The sequence below is a fragment of the Agromyces sp. NPDC052230 genome (genome assembly GCF_040679595.1).
GTDB lineage: Bacteria > Actinomycetota > Actinomycetes > Actinomycetales > Microbacteriaceae > Agromyces.
The window spans coordinates 172,501-185,337 of record NZ_JBFAVC010000006.1; the positions used below are offsets into that span (position 1 = coordinate 172,501).

The following is a 12,837-nucleotide window of genomic DNA, read 5'->3' on the forward strand; positions in this document are numbered from 1 at the left end:
GTGTTGCAGCGAGCTGGGCGGGGTCTCCCAGTCTAGGGTCGACCACCCACGTTCAATCCTGCCGCAGCACCTCGAGCGCGTGAGCGAGGTCGGCCGGATAGTCCGATTCGAAGGTCGTCCATTCGCCGCCGCCCGGGTGCGCGAACGACAGCCGGTGCGCGTGCAGCCACTGCCGCTCGAGGCCGAGCCGGGCCGACAGCGTCGGGTCCGCGCCGTACATGGCGTCGCCGGCGCACGGATGCCGCTGCGCCGCCATGTGCACGCGGATCTGGTGCGTGCGGCCGGTCTCGAGCTGCACCTCGAGGAGCGACGCGTACGGGAAGGCCTCGATCGTCTCGTAGTGGGTGACGGCGTGCTTGCCACCCGCCACCACGGCGAACTTCCACTCGGAACGCGGATGCCGGCCCACCGGGGCGTCGATCGTGCCCGACAGCGGGTCGGGATGCCCCTGCACGACCGTGTGGTACACCTTCTCGACCTCGCGGTCGTGGAACTGGCGCTTGAGGTCGGTGTAGGCCCGCTCGGACTTCGCGACGACCATGAGCCCGCTCGTGCCCTGGTCGAGCCGGTGCACCACGCCCTGGCGCTCGGACGCGCCCGACGTCGAGATGCGGTAGCCGGCGGCCGCGAGTGCGCCGACCACGGTCGGCCCCTCCCAGCCGAGCGACGGATGCGCCGCCACGCCCGCGGGCTTGTCGACCACCACGAGGTCGTCGTCGTCGTGCACGATGCCGAGGTCGGGAACCGGGATCGCCTCGACCTCGAGGGTGCGCGGCGGTTGCCAGCTCACCTCGAGCCAGGCACCCCCGCGGAGCCGATCGGACTTGTCGACGACCGCACCGTCCAGCACGGCGCCGCCGGCCGCGGCGATGTCGGCGGCCTGCGTGCGCGAGAAGCCCAGGAGCTTCGCGAGCCCCTGGTCGACGCGCACCCCGTCGAGCCCGTCGGGAACGGGGAACGAGCGGTGCTCCATGCTCAGGACTCTGCGGCGAGCGGCGTGCCCGAAAGCGGCGTCCGCCCGTCGCCGGCGGCATCCGCGTCGGGACGTTCGCTCGTCGTCGCCCCCGGCGTCTCCGCCCCGCGGTCCGTCTGCGGTTCGGCGTCGGCCGCGGCATCCGCTCGCTTCGGCTCGCGGGTGCCGTCGAGCCCGATTCCGCGGATCGTGAGCAGCATGAAGAGCGCCATGCTCGAGAGGATCGAGATGTCGGCGACGTTGTAGATCGCCGGGATGAGCCACGGTGTCGAGATGAAGTCGATGACGTGCCCCAGGCCGAAGCTCGGCTCGCGCAGGAGCCGGTCGGTGAGGTTGCCGAGCACGCCGCCGAGCAGCAGGCCGAACACGAGCGCCCATGCGACCGAGCGGATGCGACGGGCGAACCACGCGATGAACGTGATCACGCCGGCCGCGAGGATCGTGAAGATCCACGTCATGCCGCTCGCGAGCGAGAACGCGGCACCCGGATTGCGCACGAACTGCCACTGCAGCACGTTGCCGAGCACCGGCACGATCTCACCCTCGGTGAGGTTCGTGACGACGAGGTACTTGCTCAGCTGGTCGATGCCGTACACCACGAGGGCGGCGGCCACCAGGATGAGGAGTGCAGTTGCGGTGCCGACCTTCGCGGCCCGCTCAGCCGCCAAAGCCCTGGAAGGTCGGAGCCGGGGTCTGCTCGTTCACCGAGGAGAAGCCCTGGCTGCCCGACACCTGAACGGGTGCGGCCGTGTCGAGCTCGCGCAGCTGGCCCTCGATGTAGCTCTTGAGCTTCTGGCGGTACTCGCGCTCGAAGACGCGCAACTCGTCGACGCGCTTCTCGAGGGCGAGTCGCTCCTGGTCGAGGATGTTCATCTGCGCACGCTGCTTGGCCTCGGCCTCGGCCACCACTCGCGCGGCGGTCGCGTGACCCTCGGCGATGAGCGCGTCGCGCTTCTCGATGCCCTCGCGCACGTGCTCCTCGTGGAGGCGGCGAGCCAGCTGCAGCAGGTTGGTGGTCGAGGTCTGCTCGTCGAGCTCCGACTGCGGCTGCACGGGCGCCTGGGTGGGCACGGCCACCGTGGGGGGCGGTGCGGCCGGTTCGGCGTAGACCGCGGCAGGGGCCGGCGCGGCGGGCGCGGCCTTGCCGGCGTCCGCAGCACGGGCTTCGGCCGCGGCGAGCCGCTGGCGCAGTTCTTCGTTCTCCTGGTTCAGCCGGCGCAGTTCGACGACCACCTCATCGAGGAAGTCATCGACCTCGTCCTGGTCGTAGCCCTCCCGGAACTTCGTCGCCTGGAAGCGCTTGTTGACCACATCTTCCGGAGTTAGCGCCATGGCTTCCCACCCTCAAATCTGTCGAACTGTTCGGTCACGTTCAGCTAACGGTAGCAAAGCCTTGCGAAGGCCGCAGTGCAGAGGGCGCAGTCGTCCACCCTCGCAGGAGATGGTCAGCCGCTCGCCTGCGCGAGGTCGGCCAACCACGACACGACGGTCATCGCGATGATGACCGTCAGCATGGCCAGGCTCCACCCGAGATCGAGTGCGACTTGGCCGATGCGTATCGGCGGCACCAGCCGCCGGAAGAAGCGCACGAGCGGATCCGTCACCGTGTAGACGGCTTCGACGATCACCAGCCACGGGCCGCGCGGGCGCCACGACCGGTTGAACGTGCGCACGAGATCGAGCACGAATCGCGCCCACATCACGAAGAAATAGATCAGGAGCAGCGCGTAGAGGATGTTCCAGACGACGACGAGTGCGCCCACGGCGACTACGCGTGCGTGAAGAACGACGCTTCCACGTCGCCTTCGGCTTCGCCGGCTTCGCCCGAGACGACCACGTGGGCCGGGGAGAGCAGGAACACCTTGCTGGTCACGCGTTCGATCTTGCCATAGAGGCCCTGGGAAAGCCCGCTCGCGAAGTCGATGAGGCGACGTGCGTCGCCGTCGGACATCTGCGAGAGGTTGATGATCACGGGAACGCCCTCGCGGAAGGACTCGGCGATCACCTGGGCGTCACGGTACTGACGCGGGTGCACGGTGAGGATCTCGTTCATCTCCGCCTGCGGTGTGGTCGGTTGGACATGGTGGCGTCGCAGCGGCGTGACGGCCGCGCCGGTCTTCGGGGCGGGGGTCGCGGCGTGCACGATGGGTGCAGCGGGCGCCGGTGCGGCCTGTTGCTCTTGCTCGAGCTCCTCGTCGGCGAGGCCGAGGTAGACCATGGTCTTCTTGAGCGGGTTCGACATCGCTGCCTCCGTCTGGTTTCCGTCTGTTCGAGGCTAACCGGCGTCCGGCCGATTCCCCGTGATTGCCGTGCCGATGCGCAGGTGTGTCGCGCCCTCCAGAATCGCCTCACGAAAATCGTGGGACATCCCCATGGACAAGTCGGTCGCATCGGATGCGAGTCGCCGGATGCGCTCCGAGAGGAGGCGCACCCGTGCGAACGCGGGTCGTGGGGGCTCGCCGAGCGGCGCGACCGCCATGAGGCCGCGAAGACGCAGCCCCGGGGTGGCGAGCACGTGCTCGACGAGCTCGTCGAGTCCCTCTGGGGCGACACCGCCGCGTCCGGGGTCTTCGGTGAGGTCGACCTGCACGAAGCAGTCGACGGATGCCTCGTCGGAACGAAGTGCGTCGACGAGCGACATCCGGTCGACCGAGTGGATCACCGAGGCGTAGGCGCGCACCTGGCGCGCCTTCTTGTTCTGCAACTGCCCGACGAAGTGCCAGCGCAGGTCGAGCTCGGCGAGGGCCTCGGCCTTCGCCTTCGCCTCCTGGTGACGGTTCTCGCCGACGTCGCGCACGCCGAGCGACGCGAGCTCCGCGATGAGCGACACCGGCTGGAACTTCGTCACGACGATGGTCGTGATCTCCGAGGGGGTGCGGCCGGCGTCGCGCGCGGCATCCGCGACACTCCCCTGCACGGCCGCGAGGCGGTCGGCGAGGGCGCTCACGGATGCTCCGGGGCGGCCGTCTCGCATCCGCTCATTTCAGGAAGTCGGGGATGTCGAGGTCGTCGTCGGCTTCGTCGAAGGCGGGGTCGGAGACGATCTGGTCGGCGGCCGCGGTGGGCGCCTCGCCCCAGTTCGCGGTCTCGACCAGCTCGTCGATGTTGATCTCGCCGATGACGTCGGCCGTCTCACCGCCGCCGCCGAGACCGGAGGCGCCCACGCTCGGCGCGCCCACGCTCGCGCCGACCGCCGCGGGCACGAAGCTCGTGCGCCTGGCCTCGACCGGTTGCGGCTTCGAACCCGGCTCGCCGCCGTCGAATCCGGCGGCGATGACCGTGACCCTCACCTCGTCGCCCAGGGTGTCGTCGATGACGGCACCGAAGATGATGTTGGCCTCGGGATGCACGGCCTCCTGCACGAGCCGAGCGGCGTCGTTGATCTCGAAGATGCCGAGGTTCGAGCCGCCCTGGATCGACAGCAGCACGCCGTGCGCACCGTCGATGGACGCCTCGAGCAGCGGGCTCGCCACCGCGAGCTCGGCGGCCTTGATCGCACGGTCGGCACCGCGGGACGATCCGATGCCCATGAGCGCGGAGCCTGCTCCCTGCATGACCGACTTGACGTCGGCGAAGTCGAGGTTGATGAGGCCGGGCGTCGTGATCAGGTCGGTGATGCCCTGCACACCGGCGAGGAGCACCTGGTCGGCCGTGGCGAACGCCTCGAGCATCGAGATCCCGCGATCGCTGATCTCGAGCAGGCGGTCGTTGGGCACGACGATGAGGGTGTCGACCTCCTCCTTCAGGCGGGCGACGCCCTGCTCGGCCTGGGTCTGGCGGCGCTTGCCCTCGAAGCCGAAGGGCTTCGTCACGACACCGATCGTGAGCGCGCCGATGGACTTCGCGATCCGAGCCACCACAGGGGCGCCGCCGGTGCCGGTGCCACCGCCCTCGCCGGCCGTGACGAAGACCATGTCGGCACCCGCGAGCGCCTCCTCGATCTCCTCGGCGTGGTCCTCGGCGGCGCGTCGGCCGACCTCGGGGTCGGCGCCCGCACCCAGACCCCTGGTGAGATCCCGCCCGACATCGAGCTTGACGTCGGCATCGCTCATGAGCAGCGCCTGCGCGTCGGTGTTGATGGCGATGAACTCGACCCCGCGGAGGCCGAGTTCGATCATGCGGTTGACGGCGTTGACACCGCCCCCGCCGATGCCGACGACCTTGATGACGGCGAGGTAGTTCTGGTTAGTCGACATGACCGGCCTTCCGTGCGAACTCTGAACCTTGAACCTCTAGTCGAAGGTTAAAGTTTTGCTGAGTATGCAATTCCTCTTCCGAAGGTAGGTGCCCACCCCGCCCCCACGCGTCAAGGTCGTCCCGCGTGTCGCGATCCGCCCACGGTTTCGGGCCGCTGGTCATCGCGTGACGGGGCTCGAGGGCGCCGAGACGTCGTACACCGCCACCTCGTCGGGCGGTGCGCCCCGCATCAGCGCCGCGAGCACGGTGGCCTTGAACGCCGACTCCTCGGCACTCCCCCACACCACGGTCGCGCCGCCCGCGAGCTCGAGGCGCACGTCGTCGACGGTCTCGGCGGTCGCCCGGGTGAGCTGCGCCCGAACCTCTGGCGGCAGGGTGCGCACGACTCCCGCCACCGCACGGAAGCCCTCGTCGGCCACGCCGCCCTCGACCTCGATCAGGGGTTGCCCCTCGGGGCGCTCGTCGGGACGCTCGATGACCACCCCGGCCGCGTCCACGAGCTCGAGGCCGGACTCCGTGTCGATGACCCCGACAGGCGTGCGCTCGACGATGCGGACCACGAGGGTTCCGGGCGGGATCGTCTCGGTCGCGTAGGTCTCGATGAGCGGGAACTCGGAGAGCGCCGCATGCACCTCGCTCGATTCGATGAGCGGCAGCGGGGTGCCGAGCACGCCGTCGAACGCCGCCTGCACCTCACCGGACGGGATCCGCTGCGCACCCTCGACACGCACCTCGCGGAGCGCCATGAGCGGCGAGTAGGCGGCCGCGGCCACCACCGCGACGAGCGCGAGGATCGAACCCACTGCCACGGCCCAGGTGATGCGCCGGCGGCGTGAGCGCTTCGTGAAGCGTCGCACCTCCTGCCGCTCGTAGCGCCGCCGCTCCCGCGCCGCCGCCTTGAGCGCCCGCTTGGCGGCACGCGCGTCGCGCGGCACCCCGGTGCGTTCTGGTGCGACGGATGCCGCGACCACGGGGATCGGCTCGGTGGCCACGCGGTCCGCGGTCGCCACCGCCGACGGCGACGGCCTCGACGGAGCCGACCTCGGTGACGCGGCCGCCTTCGCCGTCGGCTTCGGGCGCACGGAACGAGCGCCGGACGTCGGCACCTCGGACTCCGCCCGGGACGCCCGCGGCGTCGGACGATCGAAGCCCTGGGGCCGCTTCACGCCCGGCGCGCCCTCATCCGCGCTCCTTCTCGAGCGATCCGAGCAGTTGCGGCACGATCCGGTAGACGTCGCCGCAGCCCAGGGTGACGACGAAGTCGCCGTCGCGTGCGATCCGGGCGGTGTGGTCTGCGGCCTCCTGCCAGTCGGAGATGAACGCCACGTGCGATGGGTCGTTGAAGCGCTCGCTGACCAGCGCACCCGTGACCCCGGGCTCGGGATCCTCGCGTGCGCCGTACACGTCGAGCACGACGGTCTCGTCGGCGTACCGCTCGAGCACGTCGGCGAACTCCTTGGCGAACAGGCGGGTGCGGCTGTAGAGGTGGGGCTGGTGCACGGCGATGATGCGGCCGTCGCCGACCACCGTGCGTGCGGCCGAGAGTGCCGCGGCGACCTCGGTCGGGTGGTGCGCGTAGTCGTCGAAGACGCTCACGCCCCCGACCGTGCCGTGCAGTTCGAAGCGGCGGCCCGTGCCCGCGAACCGGGCGATGCCGGCGAGGGATGCCGCGGGGTCGAACCCGAGTCCGACGAGCACGGCGAACGCACCGGCCGCGTTGATCGCGTTGTGCCGGCCCGGGACCCGGAGCGTCGCGCGGTACTCCGCGCCCTCGTACGCGATCGCGAACGAGACGGGACCGTCGGTCTCGATCGAGTGCACCCGCACCGAGGCATCCGGAGCCTCGCCGAAGGTCATCACCCGCTCGTGCGACAGGCGCGCGGTGACGTGCTTCGCGCCCGCGTCGTCGGAGGAGATCACGACGAGCTCGCGCGCCCGGTCGGCGAAGTCGACGAACGCCTGCTCGAACGCCTCGAGCGAACCGTAGTGGTCGAGGTGATCGGGATCGACGTTCGTGACGAGCGCGACCGACGTGTCGTAGAAGAGAAACGAGCCGTCGGACTCGTCGGCCTCGACGACGAAGAGCTCGCCCTGCCCCGCCGCGGCACTGGTGCCGAGCTCCTCGATGACGCCGCCATTGACGAAGCTCGGGTCCTCGCCGAGCGCGAGCAGGCCCGTGATGATCATGCCCGTCGAGGTGGTCTTGCCGTGCGCGCCGGCGACCGACACGAGCCGGCGCCCACCGATGAGCGCCGCGAGGGCCTGCGACCGGTGCAGCACCGGGAGGCCGCGCTCGAGCGCGAGCCGGTACTCGGGGTTGTCCTGCCAGAGGGCGCCCGTCACCACCACCGTGTCGACGTCATCGCGGAGGTTCGCGGCGTCGTGACCGATCGCGATCTCGGCACCGAGCGCCCGCAGCGCCGCGGTGTTGTCGGAGTCGCGCACGTCGGAGCCGGTGACCCGGTGGCCGTCGCCGAGGAACAGCCGTGCGATGCCGCTCATGCCCGATCCGCCGATGCCGACGAAGTGCACGTTGCCGAGCTCGGCGGGGATCTTGGCGTTCGGATCGGGCTTGATGGTCACGGTTCGGCGGCTTCTTCCTCGGGTGCGGTCATCGCGGGTTCGGTTCGGGCGGTTCGGCGGGACGGCGGTGTTCAGGACTCGGGATTGCGGATGTCGCGGCATCCGCAACTTCCACGTTACGCGGTGCGCGCGCGCTCGCCGGCACCCCCGCCGAGTGCCGCGTCGATGAGCGCGATCATGCGGTCGGTGCCGTCGCGACGGCCGACGGATGCCGCGGCCGCGGCCATGCGGTCGACGCGCGCCGGGTCGCCGAGGAGCGGCAGGAGCTGCGCCTCCACCCAGGTGGGGACGAAGTCGGCGTCGTCGACGAGGATGCCGCCGCCCGCGTCCACGACGTCGGCCGCGTTGAAGCGCTGCTCGCCGTTGCCGACGGGGTACGGCACGTACACGGCGGGGATGCCGAGCGCTGCCAGCTCGCTCACGGTGGCGGCGCCGGCGCGTGACACGGCCACGTCGGCGATCGCGAGGGCGAGGTCCATGCGGTCGGCGTACGGGATCATGCGGTACCCCTCGACCACCGGGTCGGCGACGTCGGCATTGCCGCCCGCGACGTGCAGCACCTGCCAGCCGGCGGCGGTGATGGCCGCCGCGCTCGCCACCATCGTGTGGTTGATGCGCCGGGCGCCGAGGGACCCGCCCGTGGCGAGCAGCACGCGCCTGTGGGCGTCGAGTCCGAAGAAGCTCGCGGCCTCGTCGCGAAGTGCCATGCGGTCGAGCGTCTCGATCTCACGGCGGAGCGGCATGCCGACGACCTCGGCGTGCCGAAGCGGGGTGCCGCTGAACGCCACGCCGACACGCGCCGCCCAGCGGGCGCCGAGTCGGTTGGCGAGCCCGGGCTTCGCGTTCGCCTCGTGGATGGCGACCGGCACTCGCGCCGACCGGGCTGCGAGGTACGCAGGTGTGGACACGTAGCCGCCGAAGCCGACGACCACGTCGACGCCGCGATCGCGGATGATGCGCGCGACGTCGTCGATCGAGCGGCGGAACCGCACGGGGAACGCGAGTGCGGCGCGGTTCGGGCGCCGCGGGAAGGGCACCTTCGGAATCGTCAGGAGCTCGTAGCCGCGGTCCGGCACGAGTCGTGCCTCGAGGCCCTCGGCCGTGCCGAGCACGAGCACCTCGCACGACGGGTCGCGCTCGCGGAGCCGGTCGGCCACGGCGAGCAGCGGGTTCACGTGGCCGGCGGTGCCTCCGCCGGCGAGGAGGTACGTCGTCATCGAGCCGGCCGTCCTGCCGTCCGGGATGCGGCGCGTGCGTCGGCGCGGGCCTCCGCACGTGCGGCCGCGCGCGTGGCGGCCTCGGGGTCGCGAGCGACCGACAGCACGACGCCGATCGCGAGCAGGGTGGTGAGCAGCGCCGTGCCACCCGCCGAGACGAGGGGCAGCGGCACGCCGAGGACGGGGAAGACTCCGAGCACGACACCGATATTGACACACGCCTGGCCCACGACCCACACCAGGACGGCCGCGGTGACGGTCTTCGCGAACGGCGTGCGCGCAGCACGCAGGACACGCGCGAAGGCCACGGCGAGCACCACGAAGAGGCCGATGACGACCACTGCCCCGATGAGGCCGAGTTCCTCGCCGATGATCGCGAAGATGAAGTCGTTGTCGGCGGCGGGCAGCCACGACCACTTCGCCGTGGAGTTGCCGAGCCCGACCCCGAAGATGCCGCCGTTCGCGAGTGCGAAGCGGCCGTGCTGGATCTGCCAGCAGTCGGCCTCGTCGATGGTCGTGCAGTTCTCCTGGAGGAACGCCGTGATCCGGCGCATCCGGCTGTCGCTCGAGACGGCGACGATCACGAAGACCGCGATGCCGAGGAGCACGGGCGGCAGCAGCAGGCGGATGCGCACGCCGATGAGGAACAGCGCGCCCATGAGCATCGCGCCCATGATCATCACGGTGCCGAGGTCGCCGCCGAGCAGTACGAGGGCGATCGCGCCGCCGCCCACGAGCAGGATCGGCAGGATGCCGTGCGTGAAGTCGCCGAGGTGCGCCTGCTTCTTCGTGACGATGAGACCGAGCCAGATCACCAGCGCGACCTTGATGAGTTCCGACGGCTGGAACTGCACCCCGGCGATGGCGAGCCAGTTCGTGTTGCCCCCGACCGTGACGCCGAGGGGGGTGGCCACGACGAGCACCTGCAGGGCGCAGGAGATCATGAGCATCAGCCAGGCGATCGACATCCATGCTCGCTCCGGCACGCGGCTCGCGATGAGCATGATCGGGATGCCGAACAACGCGTAGAGACCCTGGCGGGTCGCCTGCACGAAGAAGCCGCCATCCTCGAGGTTCGACGCGACCGACGACGACGAGAGCACCATGACGAGGCCGAACACGACGAGGAAGAGCGTCGTGCCGAGCAGCAGGAAGTAGTCCTTCGACTCGACGCGGAAGACGCGTCCGAGCCGGATGCGGGCGGCGGAGACGCCCGCCGCCTCAGCCTTCGGGGCTCGGGTCGTGCGGGGCGGAGTCGCCATCCGCCTCACCTCCCAGCCTCGCTCTGACCGCCTCGTGGAACCGCCGGCCGCGGTCGGCGTAATCGGCGAACTGGTCCATCGACGCCGCCGCCGGCGCGAGGAGCACGGTGTCCCCCGACGCCGCCGTCGAGGCCGCCAACGCGACCGCCTCGGACATCACGGTCTCAGTGTCATCCGTCACGACCTCGAACAGGGGCAGCTCCGGCGCGTGTCGCCGGAACGCCGCGACCAGGGCCGTTCGGTCGACGCCGATGACGATCGCGGCACGCAGTCGGTCGACGTGCGCGGCCACGAGCGCGTCGGCGTCGACGCCCTTGAGCAGTCCCCCGACGATCCACACGACGCGCCCGAACGCGCGCAGCGAGGCTTCGGCCGCGTGCGGATTGGTGGCCTTGGAGTCGTCGATCCAGCGGATGCCGCCGGCATCGGCGACCAGCTCGATACGGTGCGCGTCGAGGCGGAACGTGCCGAGCGCGTCGTGGATGACGTTGACGGGCACGCCGGAGGAGCGCGCGAGCGCGGATGCCGCGAGGATGTTCGCCACGACATGCGGCGCCCCGAGTCCCCGGGGCTCGAGCTCGGCGACCGTGGTGATCTCCAGCGCGGCCGTGCGACGCTCATCGAGGAACGCCCGGTCGCAGAGGATGCCCTCGACGACGCCGAAGTCGCTCGGGCCCGGCACGTCGAGGCCGAAGCCGATCGCGCGCGCCCCCTCCTCGACCTCGGCCTCCTCGACCATGTGCATGGTCGCCTCGTCGGCGCGGTTGTACACGCACGCGACCTTGGTGTTCTCGTAGACCGTCGCCTTCGCCGCGCGGTAGGCCTCGGCGGAGCCGTGCCAGTCGAGGTGGTCGTCGGCGATGTTGAGGCACACGCTGGCCCACGGGTGCAGGGCGCCCGGTCCGCGCTTCGGCAGGTGGTGCAGCTGGTAGCTGGACAGCTCCACCACGAGCACGTCGAAGCCGCCCGGGTCGCGCACCGCGTCGAGCACGGGAACGCCGATGTTGCCGCACGGCGCCGCCCGCAGCCCGTTCGCGGCGAGGAACGTCGCGGCCAGCTGCACGGTCGTCGTCTTGCCGTTGGTGCCGGTGACGACCATCCACTCGGCGGCGTTCACCTTGTCGCGTACACGCCACGCGAGTTCGATGTCGCCCCACACGGCTACGCCCGCCGCACGTGCCCACTCGAGCACGGGGTGATCGGGGTGGAACCCGGGCGACACCACGATGAGCTCGGGTGCGAACGACACGAGGTCGTCGGGCACGGCATCGAGCGGATGCCGCAGCAGCTTCGCCCCGATGACCTCGAGGATCCGGGCGCGGTCATCGTCGACCGAGGGGGCGATGACCAACACGTCGGAGCCGAGCTCCGTGAGGGTGTCGGCGACCGCGAACCCCGTGACGCCGACACCGAGGACCGCGACGCGCAGGCCGGCCCAGTCGGCGTTCCAGCTGGTGAGGGTGTCGAGCCGGGCGCGTGCGGCCGCGGCATCCGTCTCGGTCACTGCTGAAGCCACTCGAAGTAGAAGCTGCCCACGCCCGCCGCCACGAGGAGGCCCCCGATGATCCAGAAGCGCACGACGATCGTGACCTCGGCCCACCCCTTCAGCTCGAAGTGATGGTGGATCGGGCTCATCAGGAAGATGCGTTTGCCGCGGGTGAGCTTGAAGTACGCCCGCTGCACGATGACCGATCCCGTCTCGATGACGAAGAGGCCGCCGACGAGGATGAGGAGGAGCTGCGTGTGACTGATGATCGCGAGGGCCGCCAGGGCGCCGCCCAGGGCGAGCGAACCCGTGTCGCCCATGTAGATGTGCGCGGGGTTCGTGTTCCACCAGAGGAAGCCGATGAGACCGCCGACGATGGCCGTCGCGACGATCGCCAGGTCGAGCGGGTCGCGGACCTCGTAGCAGCGGGGCACGTCGTCGGGGTTGAGGTTCTCACTGGCGCACGACTGGTTGAACTGCCAGAACCCGATGATGACGAAGGACCCGATCGCGAGGATCGAGGCGCCGCCCGCGAGTCCGTCGAGCCCGTCGGTGACGTTCACGCCGTTCGACGCGGCGACGGTGATGAGGCAGATCCAGATGACGTAGAGCGCGATGCCCACCACCGTGCCGAACACGATGAAGTCGAGCGGCAGGTCGCGGATGAACGAGATGCTCGTGCTCGCCGGCGTCACGCTCTCCTCGTTGGGGAACTGCAGCGCGAGCAGCGCGAACGCCGCGGCGACGATGACCTGGCCGACGACCTTCGCCCAGCCACCCAGGCCGAGGCTCTGCCGCTTGCGCGTCTTCAGGAAGTCGTCGATGAAGCCCACGGCGCCGAGGCCGACCATCATGAGGAGCACGAGCAGGCCCGACGCCGTGGGCGGTTCGTTGCTCACCACGAGGGTGGCGACGAAATACCCGAACAGGGTGCCGAGGATGAAGATGATGCCGCCCATCGTGGGCGTGCCGCGCTTGACGTGGTGGCTCTTCGGGCCGTCGTCGCGGATGAACTGGCCCCAGCCGATCCGTCGGAACAGGCGGATGAACAGCGGGGTCAGGAAGAGCGTGAAGGCGAGCGACAACGCCCCGGCGGTCAGCAGTGCTCTCACGCGAACC

13 protein-coding genes are annotated in these 12,837 nt (G+C 70.6%); all 13 read right to left on the reverse strand.

The features are described 5' to 3' along the window. Window positions 1–52 precede the first annotated feature (52 nt). Window positions 53–973, reverse strand: a complete 921-nt coding sequence (locus AB0K73_RS14400) for an RluA family pseudouridine synthase (protein WP_360514167.1) — start codon at window positions 971–973, stop codon at window positions 53–55. 2 nt (window positions 974–975) lie between these two features. Further along, entirely contained in the window at window positions 976–1,641 is a 666-nt protein-coding gene (gene lspA / locus AB0K73_RS14405) for a signal peptidase II (protein ID WP_360514170.1), read from the reverse strand. Continuing rightward, complete coding sequence (locus tag AB0K73_RS14410) at window positions 1,631–2,305, reverse strand: DivIVA domain-containing protein (RefSeq protein WP_360514173.1); 675 nt, start codon at window positions 2,303–2,305, stop codon at window positions 1,631–1,633. Before AB0K73_RS14410 ends, lspA begins: the two co-directional genes overlap by 11 nt. A 113-nt stretch (window positions 2,306–2,418) precedes the next feature. Further along, window positions 2,419–2,736 (reverse strand): YggT family protein, encoded by a 318-nt coding sequence (locus AB0K73_RS14415; RefSeq protein ID WP_360514176.1) that lies wholly within the window; start codon window positions 2,734–2,736, stop codon window positions 2,419–2,421. Window positions 2,737–2,741: 5 nt separating this feature from the next. Beyond that, window positions 2,742–3,215, reverse strand: a complete 474-nt coding sequence (sepF, locus tag AB0K73_RS14420) for a cell division protein SepF (RefSeq protein WP_360514179.1) — start codon at window positions 3,213–3,215, stop codon at window positions 2,742–2,744. A 33-nt stretch (window positions 3,216–3,248) separates the two neighbouring features. Further along, complete coding sequence (locus AB0K73_RS14425; protein WP_360514182.1) at window positions 3,249–3,947, reverse strand: YggS family pyridoxal phosphate-dependent enzyme; 699 nt, start codon at window positions 3,945–3,947, stop codon at window positions 3,249–3,251. Window positions 3,948–3,951: 4 nt separating this feature from the next. After that, complete coding sequence (ftsZ, locus tag AB0K73_RS14430; RefSeq protein ID WP_360514185.1) at window positions 3,952–5,169, reverse strand: cell division protein FtsZ; 1,218 nt, start codon at window positions 5,167–5,169, stop codon at window positions 3,952–3,954. A 159-nt stretch (window positions 5,170–5,328) separates the two neighbouring features. After that, the gene (locus AB0K73_RS14435; protein WP_360514188.1) at window positions 5,329–6,180 is read right to left on the reverse strand and encodes a cell division protein FtsQ/DivIB; all 852 of its coding nucleotides are present in this window, start codon (window positions 6,178–6,180) and stop codon (window positions 5,329–5,331) included. Between the two features lie 169 nt (window positions 6,181–6,349). Beyond that, a complete protein-coding gene (gene murC, locus AB0K73_RS14440) occupies window positions 6,350–7,753 on the reverse strand; it encodes a UDP-N-acetylmuramate--L-alanine ligase (protein ID WP_360514191.1) in 1,404 nt (467 codons plus the stop codon). A 116-nt stretch (window positions 7,754–7,869) separates the two neighbouring features. Further along, entirely contained in the window at window positions 7,870–8,970 is a 1,101-nt protein-coding gene (gene murG, locus AB0K73_RS14445; RefSeq protein ID WP_360514194.1) for an undecaprenyldiphospho-muramoylpentapeptide beta-N-acetylglucosaminyltransferase, read from the reverse strand. Next, complete coding sequence (gene ftsW / locus AB0K73_RS14450; protein WP_360514197.1) at window positions 8,967–10,232, reverse strand: putative lipid II flippase FtsW; 1,266 nt, start codon at window positions 10,230–10,232, stop codon at window positions 8,967–8,969. Before ftsW ends, murG begins: the two co-directional genes overlap by 4 nt. Beyond that, window positions 10,192–11,748: a UDP-N-acetylmuramoyl-L-alanine--D-glutamate ligase gene (gene murD / locus AB0K73_RS14455; protein WP_360514200.1), complete on the reverse strand. Its 1,557-nt coding sequence runs from the start codon at window positions 11,746–11,748 to the stop codon at window positions 10,192–10,194. Before murD ends, ftsW begins: the two co-directional genes overlap by 41 nt. Then, window positions 11,733–12,830 (reverse strand): phospho-N-acetylmuramoyl-pentapeptide-transferase, encoded by a 1,098-nt coding sequence (mraY, locus tag AB0K73_RS14460; protein ID WP_360514203.1) that lies wholly within the window; start codon window positions 12,828–12,830, stop codon window positions 11,733–11,735. Before mraY ends, murD begins: the two co-directional genes overlap by 16 nt. Window positions 12,831–12,837: the final 7 nt, after the last annotated feature.

Coding starts and splice junctions, on each gene's coding strand:
- ftsZ (WP_360514185.1), bottom strand. CDS start 5,169: ATGTCGACTAACCAGAACTACCTCGCCGTCATCAAGGTCGTCGGCATC.
- murG (WP_360514194.1), bottom strand. CDS start 8,970: ATGACGACGTACCTCCTCGCCGGCGGAGGCACCGCCGGCCACGTGAAC.
- AB0K73_RS14410 (WP_360514173.1), bottom strand. CDS start 2,305: ATGGCGCTAACTCCGGAAGATGTGGTCAACAAGCGCTTCCAGGCGACG.
- sepF (WP_360514179.1), bottom strand. CDS start 3,215: ATGTCGAACCCGCTCAAGAAGACCATGGTCTACCTCGGCCTCGCCGAC.
- AB0K73_RS14425 (WP_360514182.1), bottom strand. CDS start 3,947: ATGCGAGACGGCCGCCCCGGAGCATCCGTGAGCGCCCTCGCCGACCGC.
- AB0K73_RS14400 (WP_360514167.1), bottom strand. CDS start 973: ATGGAGCACCGCTCGTTCCCCGTTCCCGACGGGCTCGACGGGGTGCGC.
- ftsW (WP_360514197.1), bottom strand. CDS start 10,232: ATGGCGACTCCGCCCCGCACGACCCGAGCCCCGAAGGCTGAGGCGGCG.